The following is a 22,568-nucleotide window of genomic DNA, read 5'->3' as shown; positions in this document are numbered from 1 at the left end:
ATCAATGCTATACTGCACGCCGTGAATTCAAAAATAGTTGATAAATACAACATTCCCTTGAATTGAATCACTTACTTCGTTATCCGCAACTGGAACACGCACGCTATGAGTAAACCCATTGTGATGGAACGCGGTGTTAAGTACCGCGATGCCGATAAAATGGCTCTTATCCCGGTTAAAAACGTGGCAACAGAGCGAGAAGCCCTGTTGAGAAAACCGGAATGGATGAAAATAAAACTTCCGGCTGACTCTTCCCGTATTCAGGGCATTAAAGCAGCCATGCGCAAAAACGGGCTGCATTCTGTTTGCGAAGAGGCGTCCTGCCCTAACCTTGCTGAGTGTTTCAACCACGGTACGGCAACCTTTATGATCCTCGGCGCTATCTGTACGCGTCGTTGTCCGTTCTGCGATGTGGCACACGGTCGTCCTGTCACCCCGGATGCCAATGAGCCCGTCAAACTGGCGCAGACCATTGCTGATATGGCCCTGCGTTATGTGGTTATCACCTCTGTTGACCGTGATGACCTGCGCGATGGCGGCGCTCAGCACTTTGCTGACTGCATTACGGCTATCCGTGAGAAAAGCCCGACCATTAAAATCGAAACCCTCGTTCCGGACTTCCGTGGACGTATGGATCGCGCGCTGGATATCCTCACCGCAACGCCACCGGATGTGTTTAACCACAACCTCGAGAACGTGCCGCGTGTTTATCGCCAGGTGCGTCCGGGCGCCGATTACAACTGGTCTCTGAAGCTGCTGGAACGCTTTAAAGAAGCACATCCGCATATCCCGACCAAATCGGGTCTGATGGTGGGTTTAGGCGAAACCAATGCGGAAATCGTGGAAGTAATGCGCGACCTGCGTCGCCACGGCGTCACCATGCTGACGCTGGGGCAGTATCTGCAGCCAAGCCGTCACCATTTACCGGTACAACGCTACGTCAGCCCGGAAGAGTTTGATGAAATGAAAGAAGAAGCGCTGGCAATGGGCTTTACCCATGCAGCCTGCGGCCCGTTCGTCCGCTCTTCTTACCATGCAGACCTGCAGGCAAAAGGTATTGAAGTAAAATAAAGGTGTAATATCTGATTACACTTGAGACAAAAAAACCGGCCATGCGCCGGTTTTTTTTATCCTGTCAGAGCGACTTACTCTTTATGAGAAAGCTTCTCTGCCGTGACGTTATCGTCAGTGGTTTTCTTTGCCGCGGTATCATCATCGTTCATCGCTTTTTTAAAGCCTTTGATGGCCGTGCCCAGATCGCCGCCCAGCGTACGCAGTTTTTTGGTACCAAACAGCAGAACGACCAGTGCGGCCACCACCAGCAGTTTGGTAATACTAATCTCACCCATAGATACCTTCTTTCATAAAACACACAGCATATCGCATCATTATACCCTGACGTAATTAACGGTCATCCGGCACGCGCACACAATAACAATCTGTAACGAGATGAATCAAGCATTGCGTAATAAAACATCACTTCAGCACCGGCATGGCGAAGCGGCGGTTGCGCAGAACCGGCAATGCCTCCCGGGTCTGCTCAAGCCGTGCTTTTGTGACCTCAGCGCAGATTAACTGCGGCGCTTCCGCTGCCGCGGCGAGGGTCACGCCCTGGGGATCAATAATCCGGCTCTGCCCGATATTTTTATTGCCGCACTCACCGGCAGCCACCACGTAGCAGGTGGTATCCAGAGCGCGGGCCGCCAGCAACGTCGCCCAGTGCTGTTCTTTAAGCGGCCCACGCACCCAGGCAGCGGGGAGAATCAATAGCTCCGCGCCTTCAAGGGCCAGCCGCATCGCCAGCTCAGGAAAGCGTAAATCATAGCAGGTCATCAACCCAACCTTCAGGCCGTCGACGTCAATGACGGGGGCGATGTTATCACCAGAGTCCACCCGGGCAGACTCCTGCATGTTAAAGGCATCGTAGAGGTGCAATTTGGCGTAATGCGCAATGATCTTCCCGGCCCGCAGCACCACCAGCGTGTTCACCGCGCGGCCTGCTGTCGAGGGGACGTGAATGGTCAGTACCGTTGTCAGCACATTACGCTGGCTTTCTGCCAGAAGAATACGCAGATATTCGCCATCAAGCGACTGAGCGGATTTTACCGACATATGCGGATCATTATCGTCGCGCGCCAGTAACGCCTCCGGCAGTACCAGCAATGACGCATTTTGCGCTGCGGCACGGGCCATTAAGCCCACACAGGTTTCGGCATTCGTTCGCCAGTCCGGAGTCACCACAAACTGTCCTGCTGCAACAATCATCTTTCTCTCTCCTGTAAATGCCGACATAGCCTGGCGGCTGCTTCGGCGCTACACTCGTCACTCAGGTAAATCAAATAACAGGATTTCACGGTGTTACAACTTCTTTTGGCGGTCTTTATCGGCGGTGGCACGGGTAGCGTCGCGCGTTGGGCGCTCAGTATGAAGCTCAACCCCGCCCATCATGCCATTCCAATGGGCACGCTGGCAGCGAATTTAATTGGCGCTTTTATTATTGGCCTGGGGCTGGCCTGGTTCAACCGGATGACCAATATTGACCCGATTTGGAAAGTGTTGCTGACGACGGGATTCTGCGGCGGCTTAACCACCTTTTCCACCTTTTCCGCCGAGGTGGTGTTCCTGCTTCAGGAAGGGCGTGCCGGCTGGGCATTGCTGAATGTGGCAGTGAATCTGCTGGGATCATTTGCCATGACCGCATTCGCGTTTTGGCTGATTTCCAGCGCGAATGCAAATTAAGGGCAAAAAAAACCCGCTTTTCAGCGGGTTTTGAAATTCTGTCTTATTGCTAACTTAGATAGGCATCACGTTAGCAGCAGAAGGACCTTTGGCACCGTTAGTGATTTCGAACTCTACACGCTGACCTTCAGCCAGAGTTTTGAAACCATTGCTCTGGATTGCAGAGAAGTGTACGAACACGTCTTTGCTGCCATCTTCCGGAGTAATGAAACCGAATCCTTTGGACTCATTAAACCACTTAACGTTACCTTTAATCTTAGACATCAATATTACCTTTACATGAAAAACGACACAAATGCTGTGTCGAGTGACAGTACAACAATTGTAGAGACTTTTGTCCAGTCGTTATTCATCAAAAAGTGATAAATGTCGCGAAGTTTGTTCGAATCTACTGTTTGTCCCGTCATTTCCTCACTGGTCAATAAATGTTCGACCTGGATAACGGCGCCTGCTGACAGGCGCTGTCATTTTTAGCGTTGGCGATGCAGAAGTTCATACACCGCAGGGATCACAAACAGTGAAAGCAAGGGCGCAGTCACCATTCCGCCAATCATCGGAGCCGCAATACGGCTCATCACTTCAGAGCCACTCCCGCCGCCCCACATAATCGGTAATAAACCCGCCATAATGGTGGCAACCGTCATCACTTTAGGGCGAACACGCAATACCGCGCCTTCGTGTATTGCCCGTCGCAACATCTGATGCCCGCCTTCAGGATCGAGCTTACGATATTTATCCAGCGCATGATTTAAATACAGCACCATGATCACCCCAAATTCGGCCGCCACGCCCGCCAGAGCAATAAAGCCCACGGCACCCGCCACCGACAGGTTATATCCCAGCAACCACAGTAACCAGACCCCGCCAATTAATGAAAATGGTAGCGTACCCATAATTAACAGCGTATCGGAAATACGCCTGAAGGTAATGAACAACAACACGAATATAATCAGCAGAGTGACCGGCAAAACAATTTTCAATTTCGCACTGGCGCGCTCAAGATATTCAAACTGCCCGGACCATGAAAGCGTCACGCCCTGGGGAAGCTGGACCTGCTCAGCAACCCGCTGTTGCATTTCATCCACCGCCGATTTCAGATCCCGCCCACGCAGGTCGACATATATCCAGTTTGATAAGCGCGCATTCTCGCTTTTCAACATCGGCGGTCCTTCGCTGACCACAATATCCGCTAAATCACCGAGCGCGACCTGGCTACCATTTTCAGCGATCACCGGAAGCGAACGTAAATCCTCAACGTTTTCGCGCAGCTCACGGGGATAGCGAATATTGATCGGGAAACGCTCGCGCCCCTGCAATACTTCACCCACGTTTTCGCCGCCCACAAGCGTGGCGACCAGTGACTGCAGCTCTTTAACCGACACCCCATAACGCGCGGCCTGCTGACGATTAATATTGATATCCACATAGCGCCCGCCCGACAGCCTTTCAGCCAGTGCGGAAGTCACGCCGGGAACCGTTTTGACCACCTGCTCGATATGCTGGGCCACCCGTTCAATATCAGCAATATTATTGCCGTTCACTTTGATCCCAACCGGACTTTTAATCCCTGTTGCCAGCATATCCAGGCGGTTACGAATCGGCGGCACCCACACATTCGCAATACCAGGAATACTCACGGTTTTATCCAGCTCATCCACCAGCTTGTCCGGCGTCATACCTGGCCGCCACTGGTCACGGGGCTTAAAGCGAATGGTGGTTTCGAGCATCGTCAGCGGCGCGGGATCGGTCGCACTCTCCGCCCTGCCCGCTTTACCGAACACGCTTTCCACTTCCGGTACGGTTTTAATCAGCCTGTCGGTTTGTTGTAACAGCCGCCCTGCTTCGCGCGCCGAAATTCCCGGCAGCGTCGAAGGCATATAGAGCAGATCCCCCTCATTAAGCGGCGGCATAAATTCACTGCCCAACCGACTGAGCGGCCATAGGGTGACCAGCAGGAGCAGCAATGCCAGCCCCAGCGTGGCTTTTGGCCAGCTTAAAACTCTGTCCAGCAGCGGCTCATACAGGCGAATCAAAAAACGGTTGATCGGGTTGGCTTTCTCATCGGGGATCCTGCCGCGGATAAACAGCCCCATCAAAACCGGCACCAGGGTTATCCCCAGCCCTGCCGCCACCGCCATCGCCCAGGTCTTGGTGAAGGCCAGCGGGGAGAACATCCGCCCTTCCTGCGCCTCCAGTGAAAAGACCGGAATAAAGGACAGGGTGATGATAAGCAGGCTGCAAAACAGCGCCGGTCCCACTTCCACCGCCGCCTGCTCCGACAAGCGCCAGTAGTCGCCAGAGGTAAGCTGACGCCCGGGATTGTCATGCCGCCACTGCTCAATGACTTTATGCATGTTTTCAATCATCACAATCGCCGCATCCACCATCGCGCCAATGGCAATGGCAATTCCCCCCAGCGACATGATGTTGGCATTAATCCCCTGATAGTGCATCACGATAAACGCACCGAGGATGCCAAGCGGCAGGGAGACAATGGCCACCAGAGCAGAACGAAAATGGAACAGGAACAGGGTACAAACCAGTGCCACCACAATAAACTCTTCGATAAGCTTGTGGGTCAAGGTCTCAACGGCATGCTCAATCAGCGTTGATCGGTCATAGACCGGCACAATCTCAACCCCTGCCGGCAGCGTTTTCTGCACCGCCTGGAGTTTCTCTTTTACCCCGTGGATGGTTTGCAGGGCATTCTTGCCATAGCGCATCACAATGATGCCGCCCGCAACTTCGCCCTCACCGTTATATTCCGCCACCCCGCGGCGCAGCTCTGGCCCCAGGCGCACGCTGGCGATATCTGAAAGCATCACCGGCACGCCATCACGGCTGGTCACCACAATCTGGCGAAAATCATCAAGGGTGTGGAGATAACCGGTAGTACGCAGCATAAATTCCGCTTCGCCCATCTCCAGCAGCGCCCCGCCGCTCTCCTGATTGGCCTACTGAACCGCCGTGACCAGTTGCTCATGGGTGATATTAAGCGCCCGCATTTTTTGCGGATCCGCCACGATCTGGTACTGCCGCACCATTCCCCCGACACTCGCCACCTCCGCCACATCAGGCACCGTTTTGAGCTCAAATTTCAGCGTCCAGTCCTGCAAGGCGCGCAGATCGGCAAGATTATGTTTGCCGCTCCGGTCAATCAGTGCGTACTCGTAAATCCAGCCCACGCCGGTGGCGTCCGGTCCCAGAGCAACATTGACCCCAGCGGGCAGCGCTGACTGGATCTGACTGAGGTTTTCCAGCACCCTTGATCGCGCCCAGTAGAGATCGGTGTCATCGTCAAACAACACATAGACATAGGCATCGCCAAACATCGAATAGCCGCGCACCGTTTTGGCACCCGGCACTGAGAGCATTGCGGTAGTCAGGGGATAGGTCACCTGGTTCTCAATAATTTGCGGCGCTTTTCCCGGATAGCTGGCGCGAATAATCACCTGCACGTCCGACAAATCAGGCAGCGCATCAAGCGGCGCGCGCTGTACCGACCAGATCCCCCAGCCCATCAGCACCAGCGCCGCCAGCAGGATCAACAGACGATTACGCAGTGAGGCGCGAATAATGGCAGCAATCATTTCATCACCTCCCCGTTCGCCATCAGATGCGTAATCACCGCCCCTTGTTCATCATCAAGGGTAAAGCTGAACATCACCGACTGACCTACTTTGATGTCAGGTTGCGGCCGGGTTAGCGCGAAATCCATGGTCATCGCGCCCCAGTTAAGGGCGGGAACAGGTTGATGAGCCAGGGTGACGGATCCATCGTCAATGGCTTTCACCACGCCGGTACTCTCATACTGTTGCGCTTTTTTCTCGACCGACGCCGCCGGTAAGGCGCTGCGCAAGCTGGCCTCCGAGTCGATCAGGAACTGTCCGGAAGTCACCACCGCGTCCCCCTCCTGCAAGCCGGAAAGCACTTCTGTCCAGCCCTGCGCCGTTCTGCCAGTGGTCACACTGCGCGGTTGAAAATGGCCCTCTCCGGTTGCCAGCAGAACCCGGTTTGCGGCCCCGGTGGCAATCAACGCCTCTTCAGGCATCACCAGAACTGCGGGCTGTTTAGCGCTGTCGGCCTGGGAGACGGTCAGAAACATGCCTGGCTTAAGCTTTTGCTGCGGATTCTCCAGCACCACCCGCGCTTTAAGGGTTCGGGTTGTGGTTTCCAGTTGCGGTAACAGTTCGCTCACCCGCCCGTGGAACACCTCCCCTGGCCAGCTAACGGAAGTGGCCTGGATCTCGCTGCCGGCGCTTAAGGTTTGTGCCTGGGTTTGCGGATAATCGACCACCAGCCAGACCGGGTCGAGGCTGGCAAGCTCAAACAGCGTCTGGGTGGCGGCCACCTGCGCGCCTTCGCGGGAGTCCAGCTTCACCACATAGCCTGCCTGCTCTGCGCGCAGGGTCAGGCGAGTTTGTGGTTTGCCGCTGCGCTCCACTAACTGGATGATGGATTCAGGCATAAATTGCAGAGCCAGTCTGTCCCGGGCCGCCCTGGTGAGTGCGCCATCGCCAAGCTGACGTACGGCCAGATACTCCTGCTGGGCGGCAGTCCACTGCGGGATCCACAGCCGGGCCAGCGGTTCGCCTTTTTGTACCCACTGCTGCGGCGCGCGGACAAACAGCTTCTCCACCACTCCGGAGGCCGGGGAAGGAACGGTCTGAATGCCGCGCTCGTCGGTGGTCACGGTAGCAAAAGCTGAGAATGCCGATGCCAGCACCCGCTTTTCCACCTTCGCCGTGGTCATACCCAGGTTTTGTTGCTGACGCGGACTCACCGCAACCCCGTCTTCCACCTCTTTCCCTTCATCGGCGTAACGGGCGACCAGCGGCATATCCATAAAGGGTGATTTTCCCGGCTTATCAAAACGCTGCCCCGGCACCATGGGATCGTACCAGTAGAGTACTTTTCGTTCGGCCGTCGCGGCGTTGTCTGCCCCTGGCGCCGGCATATCATGCCATCGCCCGATACTGTATCCCGCAGCGCCAGCCAGTCCGGCGGCAATCAAAATAGCTATAACCGTTTTTTTCATTGCACCAGCTCCTGCGGAATTAACCAGTGGATGGCCGCCCAACTGCGGGCCATCTCTTTTTCTGCCTGTAAAACGGCAAGCTCGCTGTCCAGCACGGTGCGACGCGCCTCAAGCAGTTCAGGCAACTGGCTTTGACCACTGCGATATTGAGCGGCCATCAACGATGCCCGTTGGCGCACCAGCGGCAAAACCTCATCCCTCTGGCGCAGCCAGAGCGCCTGGTCGGCGTTGTACTGCGCGATAAGCGACTGTACCTGCGCCACATGCTCACGCTCGATTTGCGCCAGTTGATCGTTGGCCTGCAACGTACGGGAGACATCCGCTGCATGGTCTTTGTCCTGACGCTTTGAGGTAAACAACGGCAAATCGACAGTCACCATAACCCCGGCCATATCTTCGTACCCTTCAGCCCGGCGGCCATACCAGACCTCCACTTCAACATCAGGAATGGCCGCGATGGCTGATTCGGCAGAACGCGCTTTCGCACTGTTGGCTTCACGGTTTGCCGCCACGATTTCCGGGTGCTGCGCCACGCCGTTTTCCAGCGTGCGTTCATCGGCAGGCAGGCGTTCATAACGGGGTAAATTGCCGCTGACGGCGGTGACTGATTGTCCGGTTAACTGGGTCAGACGCGCCTTTGCAAGTTGTACGTCTCGTTCGGCAAGGGTGACTTTGTCACGCATGGCGTTCAGCCCAATCCGCAACGCCAGTACGCTGTCCGGCGCCGCATTACCTGCGCCGACACTGGCCTTCTGCGCGCCCTGCTGGGCATCGGTTTCGGCCAACAGCTTGCGGGCCGTCTCCAGGGCGCGCATTGACAATGCCAGCTCAAGCCACGCCTGTGCGGCATCACGTTGCAACGTTGCCCGGGTCACCGCGGATTTGGCCGTTACGCTTTGTGCTTCGGCCAGCAGCGTCTCGGCTTTACGATCCCGCTTTTCCGCGCTGACATATTGCTGCATCACGCCCACCCGCTGCATGGTCATGCCCTCGCGGGTAAAACGGCGATCGTTGCTGCCCTGCACCGGCAGATTTTCAATACCGAACTTCAGTTTCGGATCGGGGAGTTGGCGTACTGAATCCGCCATCGCATCCAGGGCATGGACTTCATTACGACTGGCTGACAATTCGGCGGAATAGCGTTCCGTCGCGGCCAGGGTTTGTGCCAGGGTGAATGACTCCGCCTGCGCGGCGGAGCACATCAAACCCAGCACAACCCCACTCAGCCGCAGGCTCAGTGAGAATCGTTTCATCGTATCCCCGGTCAGTCTTGTGGCGTCAGAGAAACGATTTGGTAACCGTTGTCATCCTGGGTAAAGGCAAAGCTCACCTTTTTACCGGCACCGATTTCCGGCAACGCAGCGCCTTGCGGCAGCGCAAATTGCATGGTCATCGGTGGCCAGTTGAGTTCAGGGATAGCCTGGTGGGAGATGGTGACGGACTCGGAGGTGAGTTTTTTGATAACCCCCTCAGAGCGGTAAACCGGTGCCTACATCGCCGCGTGCTGCGACATATCGTGATGCATGCTGTGGTTCATATCATTTGCCTGGACGGCAGAAACGGAAAGGATTGCCAGCACACCGGCCAGCGAGCAAAGAATTTGAGAACGCATAGTAAAACTCCTGTTAATCGTAAAAGAATGAAATTTCAACGAATTAACAGATTTCTACTCTCTGAAGCGGCAAAAACGGATGGTTGCAGGCGGGCCAACAGCAGGCGGCGTTAATGCCCAGCCCTCGCGGGAGATATCCACGCAAACCGGTTTAACGACCGCCAGAGACAGGCTGACAGGCAGTACTATCGGCAGCTGATGACCGGTATCTTTTTGCGCGGTATCCGGCACGCAGTGCTTGTCGCACAACGGCGCTTTCATTGCATGCATCGGCAATTGCATCGCCGTATCGGTCATCATGTGATCGTAATGCTGCGCCATCACCGATGAACCCTGCACGTCGAGATCGCAATCGTGCGAGGCAATGGCTAACTGACTCTGGATTAACAGCCAGCCGAACGCCATCAGCAACATCATAAGATGCCGCCTCATTGCGCGCAGTCGACTTACCCAGCCAGTATGCATAATAACCTGATAATGTTTACGGAGACCGCACGAGTATAGGCAGCCGATTTTTTATTTTTAAAGTCTTTTTTGATTTATTTACGTGGCGAATGATTTACATAACTAAACGCTAAAATATTATTAACCTTTTGTTTTCTTTTCCACTTTAATCTCTCTTTGCCGCCGGGTGGGATATCGTGCAACTTTCTTTTGCTTATTTTGTGTCTGAAGAGCAAATTTTCACTATTATATTCTTTAAATGATCCTTCGTTGATTTTAATCATCTATTCATATTCGGTTCTTCGGCACATTGCGTTTTTTCTTTTTCTACTGCCGTTATCTCTGACCTTCACCCCGGGATCCAGAACATGATGTTAACCTTTATCGAACTTCTTATTGGCGTCGCGGTTATTGTCGGCGTCGCACGCTATATCATCAAAGGCTACTCCGCCACCGGCGTACTTTTTGTCGGTGGCCTGATGCTGCTTATCGTCAGCGCCCTGATGGGGCATAAAGTCCTGTCGGGCAGCGCCACCAGCACCGGTTACACTGCCACTGACATTGTTGAGTACGTTAAAATTTTGCTGATGAGCCGTGGTGGCGATCTCGGCATGATGATCATGATGCTCTGTGGTTTTGCCGCCTATATGACGCATATTGGCGCCAACGACATGGTGGTAAAACTGGCCTCTCGTCCGCTGCGTTTTATTAACTCGCCCTATTTACTGATGGTCGCTGCCTATTTTGTTGCCTGCCTGATGTCGCTGGCCGTCTCCTCCGCCACCGGGCTCGGCGTATTATTAATGGCGACTCTGTTTCCGGTGATGGTCAACGTGGGGATCAGTCGAGGTGCTGCAGCCGCTATTTGCGCCTCACCGGCGGCGATTATTCTATCCCCCACTTCCGGTGATGTAGTGCTGGCTGCTAAAGCTGCGGAAATGCCGCTGGTGGATTTCGCCTTTAAAACTACGCTGCCGATTTCAATTGCCGCCATTATTGCCATGGCGGTTGCCCACTATTTCTGGCAGCGCTATCTGGATAAAAAAGAGAATATCAGCGCCGAAATTCTCGACGTCAAAGACATCACCACCACCGCCCCGGCGTTTTATGCCATCCTGCCGTTTACGCCGATTATCGGCGTACTGATTTTTGACGGTAAATGGGGTCCGGAGCTGCATATCATCACGATCCTGGTCATCTGTATGTTGCTGGCCGCCGTGCTGGAGTTTATGCGTGGATTCAACACTCAGAATGTGTTTTCAGGTCTGGAAGTTGCTTACCGTGGGATGGCCGATGCCTTTGCCGGTGTGGTTATGCTGCTGGTGGCTGCCGGGGTATTCGCCCAGGGCTTAAGCACCATAGGCTTTATTCAGAGCCTTATCTCCATCGCCACCTCGTTTGGTTCGGCGAGTATCATCCTGATGCTGGTGCTGGTTATCCTCACCATGCTGGCGGCGATGACGACCGGCTCGGGGAATGCGCCGTTTTATGCCTTTGTTGAGATGATCCCGAAACTGGCCCACGAATCAGCCATTAATCCGGCCTATCTTTCGATTCCCATGTTGCAGGCCTCCAATCTGGGTCGCACCATCTCCCCGGTTTCCGGCGTGGTCGTTGCCGTCGCGGGGATGGCAAACATCTCTCCATTTGAAGTGGTAAAACGCACATCGGTCCCGGTACTGGTCGGGCTGATAGTGGTGATTGTCGCCACTGAAATTCTGGTTCCTGGTGCAGCAGTACACTAAGTGCGGAGCCGGTAAGCAAAAAGCGCCTCCCCGGCGCTTTTTGTGCTTTAATCATTTCCTGAAATTATCTTTTCGCAGCAAGCAGGATAGTAAATGTTAACCAAGGACCTCATCGCCAGCCTTAGCGTCGCTCTGGTGATGCTTTCACCTCTCCCCGTTTACGCAGACCCGCTTGTTGCCAGTCATTACCCTGATTTCGACCACTATGTGCTGGCGCTGTCATGGCAGACCGGGTTTTGCCAGAGTCTGCATGACAGGGGGAGCCCTGAACCGGATGAATGCCGCCTGCAAAAAGAACACGAGCGCAAACAGGATTTCCTGACGGTGCATGGTCTGTGGCCGAGTCTGCCAAAATCCATCGCCGCGCGCGGCGTCGATAACAATCGTTGGCTACGCTACGGTTGCGCCAGTCGCCCGGTTCCCAATATGCCGGAGGCGAAAGCCAGCCGTAAATGCGCCGGTGGAGAAACCGGCCTGTCTCTGGAGATGGCTAACAAGCTGAATGCTGAGATGCCGGGCGCTGGTGGAAAATCATGCCTTGAGCGTTATGAGTATGCGAAGCACGGTGTCTGTTTTGGTTTCGATCCGGATGCCTGGTTTGGCGTAATGGTACGCATGAATCAGGAAATGAAGCACAGCGCAGTCGGGACGTTTCTGGCAGATAACTACGGCAAAAGCGTCAGCCGTCGCGATTTCGACGCCGCGATGAGCCGCGCCTGGAGCGAAAAGAGTATCAAATCCGTCAAGTTGATCTGTAGCGGCAACCAGGCCAGGCTCACCGAACTGCAATTCACCCTTGATGCCGGCGTCATCAACAACCCGCTTTCTCCCCGTTCTTTTACATCGCAACCCCACCCGGGAAACTGCGGCAACACCTTTATCATCGACCAGGTGGGCTACTGACCTGAACCCAGGGATAAACCCGGCAATGTGAGCGCAGTCACTTCAAACTTGCGCAAAGTCTCAGTATCATCGGATCTGCTAAACCCTCGCTGCCAGACGGCGAGGGTTTTTCTTTGGATCAATGAGGCAAAAGCCGCCCAAGACATGGAGCAAGAGATGTCCAGACCTGCAATTATCATCAATGAACTCGATGCCGAACGCATTGATCGTCTGCTGGAAAAACCGGCTTACGCGAATCTGCCCGTGGCGCAGGCGTTAAACACTGAGCTGGATCGTGCGCAAATGTGTGCCCCTGAAGAGATGCCAGCGAATGTGGTCACCATGAACAGCACCGTGACCTTTCGGGACTTAACCAGCGGAGAAACACGTACCCGCACGCTGGTCTACCCCACGCAAATGGCCGACAGCGCCAGCCAACTCTCCGTTCTGGCGCCGGTCGGCGCGGCATTGTTAGGATTACGTACCGGCGACAGCATTCACTGGGAATTACCGGGCGGAGCCTCCACCGACCTCGAAGTCCTGGAGCTGGTCTGGCAACCCGAAGCCGCCGGTGTTTTTAATCTCTGAATAAACGCCCTCCCCAGAGAACCGAGGATGCTGCTTTGCATCCTCTGATGACCTGTCAGTTCACCCGGATGTCGCATTTGATTGTCGCCCATTTGATCCTACCGTTGTATACAGGATGTGGATCCAGGTTTAGTTATGAGCGAAATAACCCTCGTTATCTTCTTATATATGGTCATAGTGGCGATCGTTGTCGCCGCCGTACTTTATCTTGAACGCCACTGGTGAGCGTTGTCTTGTTACGGGCAAATAACAGCCCTTTCGTTGGTAAATCATCAATAAAGTAAATAATTGCCAGCCACTTAGCATAAATAAGTGGTCGTTTATGCGCTAATAATCTGGACATAACCCACAGGGAGACGCGTTTATGTATCAGACAATCATTATGCCGGTCGATGTGTTTGAAATGGAGTTAAGCGACAAAGCCGTGCGGCACGCCGAGTTTCTCGCTCAGGAAACTGGGGTCATTCATTTACTGCACGTCCTGCCCGCCTCCGCCAGTTTAAGCCTGCACCGGTTCGCCGCCGATATTCGTCGTTTTGAAGAGCATTTACAGGTCGAAGCGCAGTCACGGCTGGAGACCATGGTCAGCCATTTTTCCCTCGCTCCCGATCGCATTAAGATCCACGTGCGTTTGGGTAGCGTGCGCGATGTTGTTAATGAGATGGCAAAAGAGTTGGCCGCCGATGTGATAGTCATTGGCTCACGCAACCCTTCAATATCAACCCATCTGCTGGGATCGAATGCCTCAAGCGTAGTGCGACACGCACATATTCCCGTTCTGGTTGTGCGTTAATTCGCAGTCATAAAAGAGGCCGAACCGGGCGGCCTCTTTATCATTGCAGGTATATTTGTCTGACTTTCTTTTTATGCTGTTTATGCAGTTTTGGTGCGGATCAGGTAGTCGAACGCGCTCAGAGAGGCTTTCGCACCTTCGCCCGCGGCGATGATAATTTGTTTGTACGGCACCGTGGTGCAGTCACCGGCCGCGAACACACCTTTGACGCTGGTTTCACATTTCGCATCAATGATAATTTCACCCATCCGGTTACGCTCAATCGCCCCTTCAAGCCAGGTGGTGTTCGGCAGTAAACCAATCTGCACAAAGATACCGGCCAGTGCTATCTGGTGAACATCGCCGCTTACGCGGTCACGGTATTCCAGGCCAGTCAGCTTGCTGCCGTCGCCTTTCACTTCCGTGGTCTGCGCATTGAGAATAATGTCAACGTTGCCCAGGCTGCGGACTTTATCCTGCAACACCTGGTCAGCTTTCATTTCTGGCGCGAATTCCAGCAAAGTGACATGCTCGACAATACCAGCCAGATCGATGGCCGCTTCCACGCCGGAGTTGCCTCCGCCGATAACCGCAACACGTTTGCCTTTAAACAACGGGCCATCGCAGTGCGGGCAGTAGGTCACGCCTTTGGTGCGATACTGTTCTTCACCCGGCACGTTCATATTGCGCCACTTCGCCCCGGTGGAAATAATAATGCTGCGTGCTTTAAGCACCGCGCCTGATGCAGTTTCAATCTGGTGTAAACCACCTTCCACCGCCGCTGGCGTCAGTTTGGTCGCGCTTTGTGAATCAATCACATCGACGGCATATTCCGACACGTGCGCCTTGAGTGCGCCCGCCAGTTTCTGCCCTTCGGTTTTAGGTACCGAGATATAGTTTTCAATATCCACGGTATCCAGCACCTGGCCACCAAAACGCTCGCCCATCAGGCCAGTACGAATACCTTTACGCGCGGAATACACCGCAGCCGCGGCGCCGGACGGGCCGGAACCGACAATCAGCACGTCGTAAGCATCACGCTTATTCAGCTCTTCTGCGGCACGTTTTTCTGCACCGGTATCAATTTTCGCGACGATTTCGGTCAGCGTCATACGCCCCTGACCAAACTCTTTGCCGTTAACAAACACGGCCGGAACGCCCATCACGTTACGATCGGTGATTTCGTTCTGGTAGGTGCCGCCGTCAATTGCCGTATGCTTGATGCGCGGATTCAGCACCGCCATCAGGTTAAATGCCTGCACCACGTCCGGGCAGTTATGGCAGGTGAGTGAGTAATAGGTTTCAAACTCAAAATCACCGTCGATATCGCGAATTTGCTCAAGCAAAGACTGCGCTTCTTTCGACGGATGACCACCGGTCCACAGCAGAGCCAGAACCAGAGAGGTAAACTCATGACCCAGTGGGGAGCCAGCAAAACGCGGCCCCTGATTTGAACCTGGGTTAGTAATCAGGAATGACGGTTTACGCACATTGAGCTGGTTGTCTTCTTTGAAAGAGACCTTGTCTGACAGTTCAGCAATCTCAGCCAACAGTTCTTTGATCTCTGCCGATCTGGCGCTGTCATCCAGCGTGGCAATCAGCTCAACAGGCTTAGTCAGTTTCTCAAGATAGGCCCTGAGCTGGGTTTTCATATTAGTGTCGAGCATTTTGTATCCCTCTCTTAAAACATCATCATGCAAGCCGATTTTGTTGGGGCTGCATCAATGCAACTTGCGTCATGGTGCTTGAATAAAACAGGCGCACTATTGCGCCCGTTTGGATGACATCATTTCCTAAGTATTTCGCGTCAGAGCAAGGCGGCTAGCCTGTAAATCCCCCGGGAGCTTACAAAAGTAAGTGACCGGGGTGAGCAGGCGACGCCAACGCCGCTATGGCGCGAAAGACGACGGAAATTTAGATTTTGCCAACCAGGTCCAGGGACGGAGCCAGAGTCGCATCACCTTCTTTCCACTTAGCCGGGCACACTTCGCCTGGGTGGGAAGCAACGTACTGTGCTGCTTTGATTTTACGCAGCAGGTCAGATGCGTCACGGCCGATACCTTCAGCGGTAACTTCGATAGCCTGAATGATACCCTGCGGGTCAACGATAAAGGTGCCACGGTCAGCCAGGCCTTCGTCTTCGCGCATGATTTCGAAGTTACGGGTCAGGGCGCCAGTCGGGTCGCCGATCATCGCATATTTGATTTTTGCGATGGTTTCGGAGCTGCTGTGCCATGCTTTGTGCGTAAAGTGGGTGTCGGTAGAAACAGAGTAAACGTCCACGCCCAGTTTTTGCAGTTCTTCATGATGATCAGCAACGTCACCCAGTTCAGTCGGGCATACGAAGGTGAAGTCAGCCGGGTAGAAGAAGAAGACGCTCCAGCGGCCTTCGGTATCTTTCTCGGTAACTTCTACGAACTCACCGTTTTTGAACGCCTGGTTTTTAAAAGGTTTGATTTTAGTGTTGATTAAAGACATCTGTACTTCCTCCGTGTTTTCGTTGAGGTGTAAGTTAACGAATTTTTGCTGACCCGGCTAATGCGTTTGCATTATCAAATCAATAAGCGTTAGCTAACAACCCGCACAAAATTGCTTAATGAACCATACATGAACATCCGATTAAGCAGGCAACCGCCTGCCAGATCGATGAAAACAAAAAAGCCACCTCACGGGTGGCTTGATACCTGAAAGACCCATGGGTGCTTCAGCGCCAGTCATGCTGGCGGTGCCTGCGTAACAAACGCCAGGTTGTCACACAGACGATAAGGATTAGAACACTCTGTCACAGGCATAACAATCGCCCGTCCGCCAGATACTGCCTATGGCTGCGATAGGTTTTACCGTTACTGACTTTTGGCATGCCGCTTTTGTTGTGTGCCAGAACCCCAGGGCAACAGGCTAAAACATAATTCAGAAGAATGTATCAAGCTAAAAGAAGCAATTTATATCATTGAAATCTATATAAATTTTATCGTTACCTTCTTACGTAAAATCATTATCATGCCTGCTTAACATTAGTCACATGGAAGCGTTGCTAATGACGTTAACTAAGCAAATCCTCGAACAGAATGTTCTGCAAGCCAGTACCGCACGAATCAAATGGACGCTGGAAAACTTCCCCAAAGTTTGTATCTCGTTTTCCGGGGGAAAAGATTCCAGCATCATGCTGCACTTAGCGGCGCAACTGGCACGGCAGCTGAACAAGAAAATCAGCATTTTGTTTATCGACTGGGAAGCGCAGTTCAATTACACCCTCAATTATGTGGAAGAGATGCGTGCGGCCTGTGAGGATGTGACCGACAGGTTTTACTGGATAGCCCTCCCGCTGACAACGCAAAACGGTTTGTCGCAGTATTCCCCCACCTGGCAGTGCTGGGAGCCAGGCGTTGAGTGGGTGCGCCAGCCACCGGAACATGCAATAACCCAGGCTGCTGAATTACCGTTTTATGAGCAAGGGATGACCTTTGAATCCTTTGTCAGTAAATTTGCCGACTGGTTTGCCAGCAATAATCCTGCCGCAATGATGGTGGGTATTCGTGCCGATGAATCCTACAACCGCTTTCTGGCCATTGCGTCAACCAACAAAATGCGCTTTGCCGATGACAAACCCTGGACCAGCGTCGCGCCCGGCGGGCATGCCTGGTATGTCTACCCAATTTATGACTGGAAAACCGCCGATATCTGGACCTGGTTTGCGAAAAGCAAACTACCTTATAACCCGCTCTATAATTTGATGTATCAGGCGGGCGTATCGGCGCGCTATATGCGCATCTGTGAACCCTTCGGCCCGGAGCAGCGTCAGGGCCTCTGGCTGTATCATGTGATTGAACCCGAACGCTGGGCAATGATGTGCGAACGGGTCCATGGCGCCAGCAGCGGCGGTGTTTACGCCGGACAGGACAATAAGTTCTACGGTCATCGCAAACTGACAAAACCCGAACATCTCACCTGGAAGAGGTATGCCCTCTTTCTGCTCGACAGCATGCCAGACCAAACCGCAGAGCATTACCGCAACAAAATTGCTATCTACCTGCACTGGTTCGAAAAAAAGGGTATCGCAGGCATACCCGACACCCAGCCAGGTGATACCGGCGCAAAAGATATTCCCTCATGGCGACGCATCTGTAAGGTACTGCTCAATAATGATTACTGGTGCAGAGCGCTCTCTTTCAGTCCAACCAAAACCAGGAACTACCAGCGCTATCACGAACGCATCAAAAACAAACGCAAGGAATGGGGAATTTTATGCAGCAGGAATTAATGCAGGCACTGAGCAACTTCCTGAGCTCGCTGACGGAAGAGAAACGTATTGATGCTATCAATGATTTTCGCCTGTTGCTCCATGAGCACAGCCCCTTTCGCGATCAGCCAATAGATTGTGTGTTGTGGGTAAAGAGCAGCAGTGTAACGCCCAATGATTACAACCCCAATCAGGTCGCGCCGCCGGAAAAACGCTTATTGCTGAAATCCCTCGAAAAAGATGGCTTTACCCAACCGGTGGTGGTGCAGGAAGATAAGCCCGGTCATTTTGAAATTATTGATGGCTTTCACCGCCACGAATTAGGCAAAGGCCGGGCCGCGCTGAAAACAAAGCTTAAAGGCTATCTGCCGGTGACCTGTCTGAACAACAAAACGGCCAGTAAATCCGAACGTATGGCCGCAACCATTCGTCATAACCGTGCTCGCGGGCGGCATCAGATCAATGAGATGGCGGAAATCGTGCGGGAACTGACGCGGGAAGGCTGGAGCGAAGAACAGATCGGCAAAGAGCTGGGCATGGACGGTGACGAGGTGCTGCGTCTCAAGCAAATCAACGGCCTGACGGAACTCTTCGCCGACCGTCGATTCTCGCGCGCATGGACCATCAAATAGCGCTACAGCTTACATAACCGCTCTGCCGCCGCCAGCAGCGTCGATTCCTGTTTTGCAAAGCACAGACGAATGAGTTTATGCGGGAAGGGATCGGCGCAGAATACCGACAGCGGAATAGCGGCAACGCCCACTTCTTTGGTCAACCACTGACAGAAACTCACATCATCAAGATCGGAAATGGCGCTGTAATCCGCCAGCAGGAAATAGGTGCCTTCGCAGGGCAGAATTTCCAGCCGACTGCTGGCAAGGGCGTTAATCAGCACATCGCGACGGGCCTGGTAAAATGCCGGTAACTGGCGGTAATGCTCCGGCTGGGCACGCAGCATATCGGCCAGAGCCAGCTGTGCCGGGGTGTTTACCGAGAAGGTCAGATACTGGTGCACCTTGCGCAGTTCAGCGCTGATGGCGGCAGGCGCCACGCAGTAACCCACTTTCCAGCCGGTCATATGGAACGTCTTACCAAAAGATGAGACGGCAATCGCCCGCTGACGCAGTTGCGGATGAGCCAGCACGCTGGCATGCCCCTCTTCGGCAAAGCAGATATGCTCGTAAACCTCATCGCTCAGCACATAAATTTCTTTATCGCCAATCGCCTGCCACAGGGCGGCAAAATCTTCGTTACGCCACACCGTCGCGGAGGGATTATGCGGCGTATTGAGGATAACCAGACGTGTTTTATCGCTCAGCAGCGCCGCAAAGGCCTGCCAGTCAACGCGAAAATGCGGTGGCTGGAGGGCAATGCGCTTGAGTTCGCCGCCGGAAAGCTCTACCGCCGGGGCATAGCTGTCGTAGCTTGGGTCAAAACAGATAACTTCATCGCCCTTGCGCACAAGCGCAGTGATCGCCGCATACAGGGCTTCGGTTGCGCCAGCCGTTACCGTAATATCGGTTCCGGCATCCGGTTTGTAGCCGTACAACTCTTCAGTCTTGTCAGCAATGGCATCACGCAATGCCTGTACGCCGGTCATCGGCGCGTACTGGTTTGCCCCTTGCGCCACATGGTGCGCCAGGCGCTCCTGTAAATAGCGCGGGCCGTCAAAATCCGGGAACCCCTGAGAAAGGTTAATCGCCTGATATTGCTGCGCAAGCGCGCTCATCTGGGTGAAAATGGTGGTGCCAAGTGCGGGAAGTTTGCTCTGCGGAATCAGTGTGTTGTCGCTCATTGTTGCATGCCTGCTTGTAATACTGATGTTGCTGCCACTATAACACGATGTTAGTATTTGGCAATCAAGACGCTTAGACGTCTAAACCATAAGAATATTCCTCCACGCGCCGCATCCGCGCACCTAAAGGAAGAACATGACAGATAACCTGCAACTTCAGGAACTCGTTCACGCCTGCCACTGGATAGGCCAGAAAGGCTGGTCTCCCGCCACCGGCGGTAATATGTCCGTGCGCGAAGATGCGCACTGGTGCTGGCTGAGTGAGTCCGGTAAAGACAAAGGCAGCCTCACCACTGCCGATTTTCTGCAAGTCTCTATTGCCGATAACCATGCGCCGTCCGGGCGTAAACCCTCTGCGGAAACCGGCCTGCACACGTTGATTTATCGCCTGTTTCCTGATGCCAGAGCGGTATTGCACGTCCACACGGTCAATGCCACCGTATTGTCCCGCGTGGAGCGGGCAACAGAACTGCTGATAAGCGGCTTTGAAATGCAGAAATCCCTCAGCGGGCAAACTACGCATCTTGATACCGTGCCCATTGCAATTTTCGATAACAGCCAGGATATTGATGCCCTCGCCCGCCGGATAGCGGATTACGCGCAAGCGCGCCCGCTGAATTACGGCTTTTTGCTGCGTGGTCACGGCCTGACCTGCTGGGGGCGTGATGTGGCGGAGGCCCGTCGTCATCTCGAAGGGCTGGAGTTCCTGTTTGAATGCGAAATGCAGCGTCGACTGCTGGAGAAATAATGATCCGTGCGATTGTAACCGACATCGAAGGCACCACCAGCGATATCCGCTTTGTGCATAACGTGCTATTCCCCTACGCCCGCGAGCGCCTGCCTGCGCTGCTCGCCGCGCAGCAGTATGTTGAGCCGGTCAAAACCATCCTCGACAACCTGCGGGAAGAAATCGCCCAACCCGATGCCACTACAGAGGAACTGCTGGATACGCTGCTGCGTTTTATGGACGAAGACCGTAAATCAACCGCGCTGAAAGCGTTACAGGGCATTATCTGGCATGACGGTTACGTTAACGGTGACTTCACCGGCCATCTCTACCCGGATGTCCTCCCTGCGCTGGAAAAATGGAAAGCCAAAGGTCTTGATTTATATGTTTATTCCTCTGGCTCCGTTGCTGCGCAAAAACTGTTATTTGGCTACAGCGACGAAGGTGATATTACTCCTCTGTTCAGCGGTTATTTTGACACCCTGGTCGGTGCAAAGCGCGAGGTGCAGTCATACCGTAATATTGCCGAACAGCTGAGTCTGCCAGCGGTGCAGATCCTGTTCCTTTCGGATATCCATCAGGAACTGGACGCTGCCGAACAGGCCGGTTTTCGCACCACGCAGTTGATCCGCGGCGACAATGACGCCGCCAGTCATCATCACCAGGTTCCTTCTTTCGACCATATTAAGCCGGAGCAGATCCCCTCATGAGCGCACTGACGATTTATTCTGACAAAGACGCCAGCCAGCCCACCTGGCAGAGCACCGATGCCGCCGAAATTCAGCACAAGCTGAACGCCAAAGAGGTTCGCTTTGAGCGCTGGGAAGCCGACCGTGATTTAGGTGCGGATCCAACACCGGAAACGGTGATCACCGCCTATCAGCACGCCATCGATAAACTGGTTGAAGAAAAAGGTTACCAGAGCTGGGACGTGATCAGCCTGCGCGCCGACAACCCGCAAAAAGATGCCCTGCGCGCTAAATTCCTCAACGAACACACCCACGGCGAAGATGAAGTGCGCTTCTTTGTGGAAGGTGCCGGGCTGTTCTGCCTGCATATTGGCGACGAGGTTTACCAGGTACTGTGCGAAAAGAACGACCTGATCTCCGTCCCTGCTGGCACACCGCACTGGTTTGATATGGGCTCAGAGCCTAACTTTACCGCCATCCGCATCTTCGATAACCCGGAAGGTTGGATTGCGCAGTTCACCGGCGATGCCATTGCGGACGGGTATCCGAAGCTGGCGTGAGTTGAAAAGAGCCAGCTAACACAACTCGCTGGCTCAAAATAATTGACAAGACGTACATTAAACTATTCCTCGATATTTTTACTCTACCTTTTATTCTTCAAAATAGGTATCATCTAGAGAATAATATTTTCACCAGAAGGTTAAAATATTAAAATGAACAGCCACCCCTATAGTGAAAGACATTATAGATGCTTCCGTAACCTTCTCATTAATTTAAATTATGATCTACTACAAATCCATCACGAAATGTTAAAAATTCCATACGACGAATCTGCTGACTTCAACGAGTTAGAGTTTTTTGTCATGGCACTGGAAGACCGTCGATTCTTAAGGCATTGTGGTTTTGATTTCTTATCATTCATCAGAGATGCTTTAAAAATGATTCAAAGAAAAAAACATGGTGGATTTAGCACTATTGATATGCAAATGGTGAGGACAATTACCAATTTTAAAGAGCAAACCTTTTACAGGAAGCTATATGAAATCACTCTCTCTTTATTGGTAAATTTCAAATACACTAAGAAACAGATAATTCGATGCTACCTTACAAATGCTTTTTTTGGATCCCATTTAATTGGCGTAAACAAAACTTCACTTGAAGTTTTTAAACAAGAAACCCATTCTTTAAATCAAGACAACCAAGCCTTTATTGCTGCTATGTTACTTAGGGAAGGTGCGATTTAATCGGTGGGGTTCAGTGGAGTCCTTATCTGTATTAGCCTTACCTTAGCTGAGCT

At 53.2% G+C, this 22,568-nt stretch carries 23 protein-coding genes and 2 pseudogenes; 13 read left to right on the top strand and 12 right to left on the bottom strand.

Translation table 11 applies throughout. From position 1 onward, the window contains the following. Positions 1 to 105 precede the first annotated feature (105 nt). Positions 106 to 1,071, top strand: a complete 966-nt coding sequence (gene lipA, locus ACSZO4_RS10850) for a lipoyl synthase (protein ID WP_437888930.1) — start codon at positions 106 to 108, stop codon at positions 1,069 to 1,071. A 74-nt stretch (positions 1,072 to 1,145) separates the two neighbouring features. On the opposite strand, the gene tatE is transcribed toward lipA, so the two are convergent. Continuing rightward, on the bottom strand, positions 1,146 to 1,349 hold the full coding sequence (gene tatE / locus ACSZO4_RS10845) for a twin-arginine translocase subunit TatE (protein WP_437888929.1): 204 nt from the start codon (positions 1,347 to 1,349) through the stop codon (positions 1,146 to 1,148). Positions 1,350 to 1,476: 127 nt separating this feature from the next. Then, complete coding sequence (locus ACSZO4_RS10840; RefSeq protein ID WP_437888928.1) at positions 1,477 to 2,265, bottom strand: deaminated glutathione amidase; 789 nt, start codon at positions 2,263 to 2,265, stop codon at positions 1,477 to 1,479. A gap of 90 nt (positions 2,266 to 2,355) precedes the next feature. On the opposite strand from ACSZO4_RS10840, the gene crcB reads away from it, so the two are divergent. Then, on the top strand, positions 2,356 to 2,739 hold the full coding sequence (gene crcB, locus ACSZO4_RS10835) for a fluoride efflux transporter CrcB (RefSeq protein WP_437888927.1): 384 nt from the start codon (positions 2,356 to 2,358) through the stop codon (positions 2,737 to 2,739). Between the two features lie 54 nt (positions 2,740 to 2,793). Here crcB and cspE read toward each other — a convergent pair whose 3' ends face one another. The 7 genes and pseudogenes from cspE to ACSZO4_RS10800 all read right to left on the bottom strand — a co-directional run bounded on the left by cspE (position 2,794) and on the right by ACSZO4_RS10800 (position 9,806). After that, entirely contained in the window at positions 2,794 to 3,003 is a 210-nt protein-coding gene (gene cspE, locus ACSZO4_RS10830) for a transcription antiterminator/RNA stability regulator CspE (protein WP_004100146.1), read from the bottom strand. Between the two features lie 206 nt (positions 3,004 to 3,209). Beyond that, positions 3,210 to 6,329: pseudogene (locus ACSZO4_RS10825) on the bottom strand (efflux RND transporter permease subunit). Further along, on the bottom strand, positions 6,326 to 7,777 hold the full coding sequence (locus tag ACSZO4_RS10820) for an efflux RND transporter periplasmic adaptor subunit (RefSeq protein WP_437888926.1): 1,452 nt from the start codon (positions 7,775 to 7,777) through the stop codon (positions 6,326 to 6,328). Before ACSZO4_RS10820 ends, ACSZO4_RS10825 begins: the two are co-directional and overlap by 4 nt. Next, positions 7,774 to 9,030: a TolC family protein gene (locus ACSZO4_RS10815; RefSeq protein WP_437888925.1), complete on the bottom strand. Its 1,257-nt coding sequence runs from the start codon at positions 9,028 to 9,030 to the stop codon at positions 7,774 to 7,776. Before ACSZO4_RS10815 ends, ACSZO4_RS10820 begins: the two co-directional genes overlap by 4 nt. Before the next feature lie 11 nt (positions 9,031 to 9,041). Continuing rightward, positions 9,042 to 9,245, bottom strand: a pseudogene (locus ACSZO4_RS10810) (copper-binding protein); the annotation flags it as partial. Between the two features lie 21 nt (positions 9,246 to 9,266). Beyond that, the gene (locus ACSZO4_RS10805) at positions 9,267 to 9,389 is read right to left on the bottom strand and encodes a hypothetical protein (RefSeq protein ID WP_437888924.1); all 123 of its coding nucleotides are present in this window, start codon (positions 9,387 to 9,389) and stop codon (positions 9,267 to 9,269) included. A gap of 54 nt (positions 9,390 to 9,443) precedes the next feature. Continuing rightward, complete coding sequence (locus ACSZO4_RS10800) at positions 9,444 to 9,806, bottom strand: DUF2946 domain-containing protein (protein WP_437888923.1); 363 nt, start codon at positions 9,804 to 9,806, stop codon at positions 9,444 to 9,446. A 398-nt stretch (positions 9,807 to 10,204) separates the two neighbouring features. On the opposite strand from ACSZO4_RS10800, the gene dcuC reads away from it, so the two are divergent. The 5 genes from dcuC to uspG all read left to right on the top strand — a co-directional run bounded on the left by dcuC (position 10,205) and on the right by uspG (position 13,841). After that, on the top strand, positions 10,205 to 11,578 hold the full coding sequence (gene dcuC, locus ACSZO4_RS10795) for an anaerobic C4-dicarboxylate transporter DcuC (RefSeq protein WP_437888946.1): 1,374 nt from the start codon (positions 10,205 to 10,207) through the stop codon (positions 11,576 to 11,578). A gap of 93 nt (positions 11,579 to 11,671) precedes the next feature. Next, positions 11,672 to 12,481, top strand: a complete 810-nt coding sequence (gene rna, locus ACSZO4_RS10790; protein ID WP_437888922.1) for a ribonuclease I — start codon at positions 11,672 to 11,674, stop codon at positions 12,479 to 12,481. 156 nt (positions 12,482 to 12,637) lie between these two features. Beyond that, positions 12,638 to 13,048 (top strand): nucleoside diphosphate kinase regulator, encoded by a 411-nt coding sequence (rnk, locus tag ACSZO4_RS10785; protein ID WP_437888921.1) that lies wholly within the window; start codon positions 12,638 to 12,640, stop codon positions 13,046 to 13,048. 135 nt (positions 13,049 to 13,183) lie between these two features. Further along, a complete protein-coding gene (gene yldA, locus ACSZO4_RS10780) occupies positions 13,184 to 13,273 on the top strand; it encodes a small membrane protein YldA (RefSeq protein ID WP_437888920.1) in 90 nt (29 codons plus the stop codon). A 139-nt stretch (positions 13,274 to 13,412) separates the two neighbouring features. Continuing rightward, a complete protein-coding gene (gene uspG / locus ACSZO4_RS10775; protein ID WP_437888919.1) occupies positions 13,413 to 13,841 on the top strand; it encodes a universal stress protein UspG in 429 nt (142 codons plus the stop codon). Positions 13,842 to 13,921: 80 nt separating this feature from the next. On the opposite strand, the gene ahpF is transcribed toward uspG, so the two are convergent. Further along, complete coding sequence (gene ahpF, locus ACSZO4_RS10770; RefSeq protein ID WP_437888918.1) at positions 13,922 to 15,487, bottom strand: alkyl hydroperoxide reductase subunit F; 1,566 nt, start codon at positions 15,485 to 15,487, stop codon at positions 13,922 to 13,924. Between the two features lie 247 nt (positions 15,488 to 15,734). Further along, positions 15,735 to 16,298 carry an alkyl hydroperoxide reductase subunit C gene (ahpC, locus tag ACSZO4_RS10765; RefSeq protein WP_437888917.1) on the bottom strand — a complete coding sequence of 188 codons (564 nt, stop codon included), beginning with the start codon at positions 16,296 to 16,298 and terminating at the stop codon, positions 15,735 to 15,737. Positions 16,299 to 16,857: 559 nt separating this feature from the next. Here ahpC and ACSZO4_RS10760 point away from each other — a divergent pair. Together ACSZO4_RS10760 and ACSZO4_RS10755 are read left to right on the top strand one after the other, a co-directional pair. Next, on the top strand, positions 16,858 to 18,081 hold the full coding sequence (locus ACSZO4_RS10760) for a phosphoadenosine phosphosulfate reductase (RefSeq protein ID WP_437888916.1): 1,224 nt from the start codon (positions 16,858 to 16,860) through the stop codon (positions 18,079 to 18,081). Beyond that, the gene (locus tag ACSZO4_RS10755) at positions 18,054 to 18,692 is read left to right on the top strand and encodes an IbrB-like domain-containing protein (protein WP_437888915.1); all 639 of its coding nucleotides are present in this window, start codon (positions 18,054 to 18,056) and stop codon (positions 18,690 to 18,692) included. Before ACSZO4_RS10760 ends, ACSZO4_RS10755 begins: the two co-directional genes overlap by 28 nt. Positions 18,693 to 18,694: 2 nt before the next feature. Here ACSZO4_RS10755 and ACSZO4_RS10750 read toward each other — a convergent pair whose 3' ends face one another. Beyond that, entirely contained in the window at positions 18,695 to 19,855 is a 1,161-nt protein-coding gene (locus ACSZO4_RS10750; RefSeq protein WP_437888914.1) for a pyridoxal phosphate-dependent aminotransferase, read from the bottom strand. Positions 19,856 to 19,991: 136 nt separating this feature from the next. On the opposite strand from ACSZO4_RS10750, the gene ACSZO4_RS10745 reads away from it, so the two are divergent. From ACSZO4_RS10745 to ACSZO4_RS10730, 4 genes are all read left to right on the top strand, one after another. Beyond that, complete coding sequence (locus ACSZO4_RS10745) at positions 19,992 to 20,603, top strand: methylthioribulose 1-phosphate dehydratase (RefSeq protein ID WP_437888913.1); 612 nt, start codon at positions 19,992 to 19,994, stop codon at positions 20,601 to 20,603. Further along, entirely contained in the window at positions 20,603 to 21,292 is a 690-nt protein-coding gene (gene mtnC / locus ACSZO4_RS10740) for an acireductone synthase (protein WP_437888912.1), read from the top strand. Before ACSZO4_RS10745 ends, mtnC begins: the two co-directional genes overlap by 1 nt. Then, positions 21,289 to 21,831 carry a 1,2-dihydroxy-3-keto-5-methylthiopentene dioxygenase gene (locus ACSZO4_RS10735; protein WP_437888911.1) on the top strand — a complete coding sequence of 181 codons (543 nt, stop codon included), beginning with the start codon at positions 21,289 to 21,291 and terminating at the stop codon, positions 21,829 to 21,831. Before mtnC ends, ACSZO4_RS10735 begins: the two co-directional genes overlap by 4 nt. 246 nt (positions 21,832 to 22,077) lie before the next feature. Continuing rightward, positions 22,078 to 22,515: a transglycosylase domain-containing protein gene (locus ACSZO4_RS10730; protein WP_437888910.1), complete on the top strand. Its 438-nt coding sequence runs from the start codon at positions 22,078 to 22,080 to the stop codon at positions 22,513 to 22,515. Positions 22,516 to 22,568 lie beyond the last annotated feature (53 nt).

It is taken from the genome of Phytobacter sp. V91, from assembly GCF_965644225.1.
Lineage (GTDB): Bacteria > Pseudomonadota > Gammaproteobacteria > Enterobacterales > Enterobacteriaceae > CBFFRJ01.
Note: the sequence above shows the minus strand (reverse complement) of the source record. Positions and strands in the feature narration are given on the sequence as shown.

What these genes read in the sequence shown, in the direction of transcription:
- ACSZO4_RS10805 (WP_437888924.1), bottom strand. Translation starts at nt 9,389, where the DNA reads ATGCGTTCTCAAATTCTTTGCTCGCTGGCCGGTGTGCTGGCAATCCTT.
- ACSZO4_RS10760 (WP_437888916.1), top strand. Translation starts at nt 16,858, where the DNA reads ATGACGTTAACTAAGCAAATCCTCGAACAGAATGTTCTGCAAGCCAGT.
- dcuC (WP_437888946.1), top strand. Translation starts at nt 10,205, where the DNA reads ATGTTAACCTTTATCGAACTTCTTATTGGCGTCGCGGTTATTGTCGGC.
- tatE (WP_437888929.1), bottom strand. Translation starts at nt 1,349, where the DNA reads ATGGGTGAGATTAGTATTACCAAACTGCTGGTGGTGGCCGCACTGGTC.
- ACSZO4_RS10735 (WP_437888911.1), top strand. Translation starts at nt 21,289, where the DNA reads ATGAGCGCACTGACGATTTATTCTGACAAAGACGCCAGCCAGCCCACC.
- cspE (WP_004100146.1), bottom strand. Translation starts at nt 3,003, where the DNA reads ATGTCTAAGATTAAAGGTAACGTTAAGTGGTTTAATGAGTCCAAAGGA.
- rnk (WP_437888921.1), top strand. Translation starts at nt 12,638, where the DNA reads ATGTCCAGACCTGCAATTATCATCAATGAACTCGATGCCGAACGCATT.
- ACSZO4_RS10750 (WP_437888914.1), bottom strand. Translation starts at nt 19,855, where the DNA reads ATGAGCGACAACACACTGATTCCGCAGAGCAAACTTCCCGCACTTGGC.
- uspG (WP_437888919.1), top strand. Translation starts at nt 13,413, where the DNA reads ATGTATCAGACAATCATTATGCCGGTCGATGTGTTTGAAATGGAGTTA.
- ACSZO4_RS10840 (WP_437888928.1), bottom strand. Translation starts at nt 2,265, where the DNA reads ATGATTGTTGCAGCAGGACAGTTTGTGGTGACTCCGGACTGGCGAACG.
- ahpC (WP_437888917.1), bottom strand. Translation starts at nt 16,298, where the DNA reads ATGTCTTTAATCAACACTAAAATCAAACCTTTTAAAAACCAGGCGTTC.
- ACSZO4_RS10730 (WP_437888910.1), top strand. Translation starts at nt 22,078, where the DNA reads ATGTTAAAAATTCCATACGACGAATCTGCTGACTTCAACGAGTTAGAG.
- ahpF (WP_437888918.1), bottom strand. Translation starts at nt 15,487, where the DNA reads ATGCTCGACACTAATATGAAAACCCAGCTCAGGGCCTATCTTGAGAAA.
- ACSZO4_RS10745 (WP_437888913.1), top strand. Translation starts at nt 19,992, where the DNA reads ATGACAGATAACCTGCAACTTCAGGAACTCGTTCACGCCTGCCACTGG.
- mtnC (WP_437888912.1), top strand. Translation starts at nt 20,603, where the DNA reads ATGATCCGTGCGATTGTAACCGACATCGAAGGCACCACCAGCGATATC.
- yldA (WP_437888920.1), top strand. Translation starts at nt 13,184, where the DNA reads ATGAGCGAAATAACCCTCGTTATCTTCTTATATATGGTCATAGTGGCG.
- ACSZO4_RS10800 (WP_437888923.1), bottom strand. Translation starts at nt 9,806, where the DNA reads ATGATGTTGCTGATGGCGTTCGGCTGGCTGTTAATCCAGAGTCAGTTA.
- lipA (WP_437888930.1), top strand. Translation starts at nt 106, where the DNA reads ATGAGTAAACCCATTGTGATGGAACGCGGTGTTAAGTACCGCGATGCC.
- ACSZO4_RS10815 (WP_437888925.1), bottom strand. Translation starts at nt 9,030, where the DNA reads ATGAAACGATTCTCACTGAGCCTGCGGCTGAGTGGGGTTGTGCTGGGT.
- ACSZO4_RS10755 (WP_437888915.1), top strand. Translation starts at nt 18,054, where the DNA reads ATGGGGAATTTTATGCAGCAGGAATTAATGCAGGCACTGAGCAACTTC.
- rna (WP_437888922.1), top strand. Translation starts at nt 11,672, where the DNA reads ATGTTAACCAAGGACCTCATCGCCAGCCTTAGCGTCGCTCTGGTGATG.
- ACSZO4_RS10820 (WP_437888926.1), bottom strand. Translation starts at nt 7,777, where the DNA reads ATGAAAAAAACGGTTATAGCTATTTTGATTGCCGCCGGACTGGCTGGC.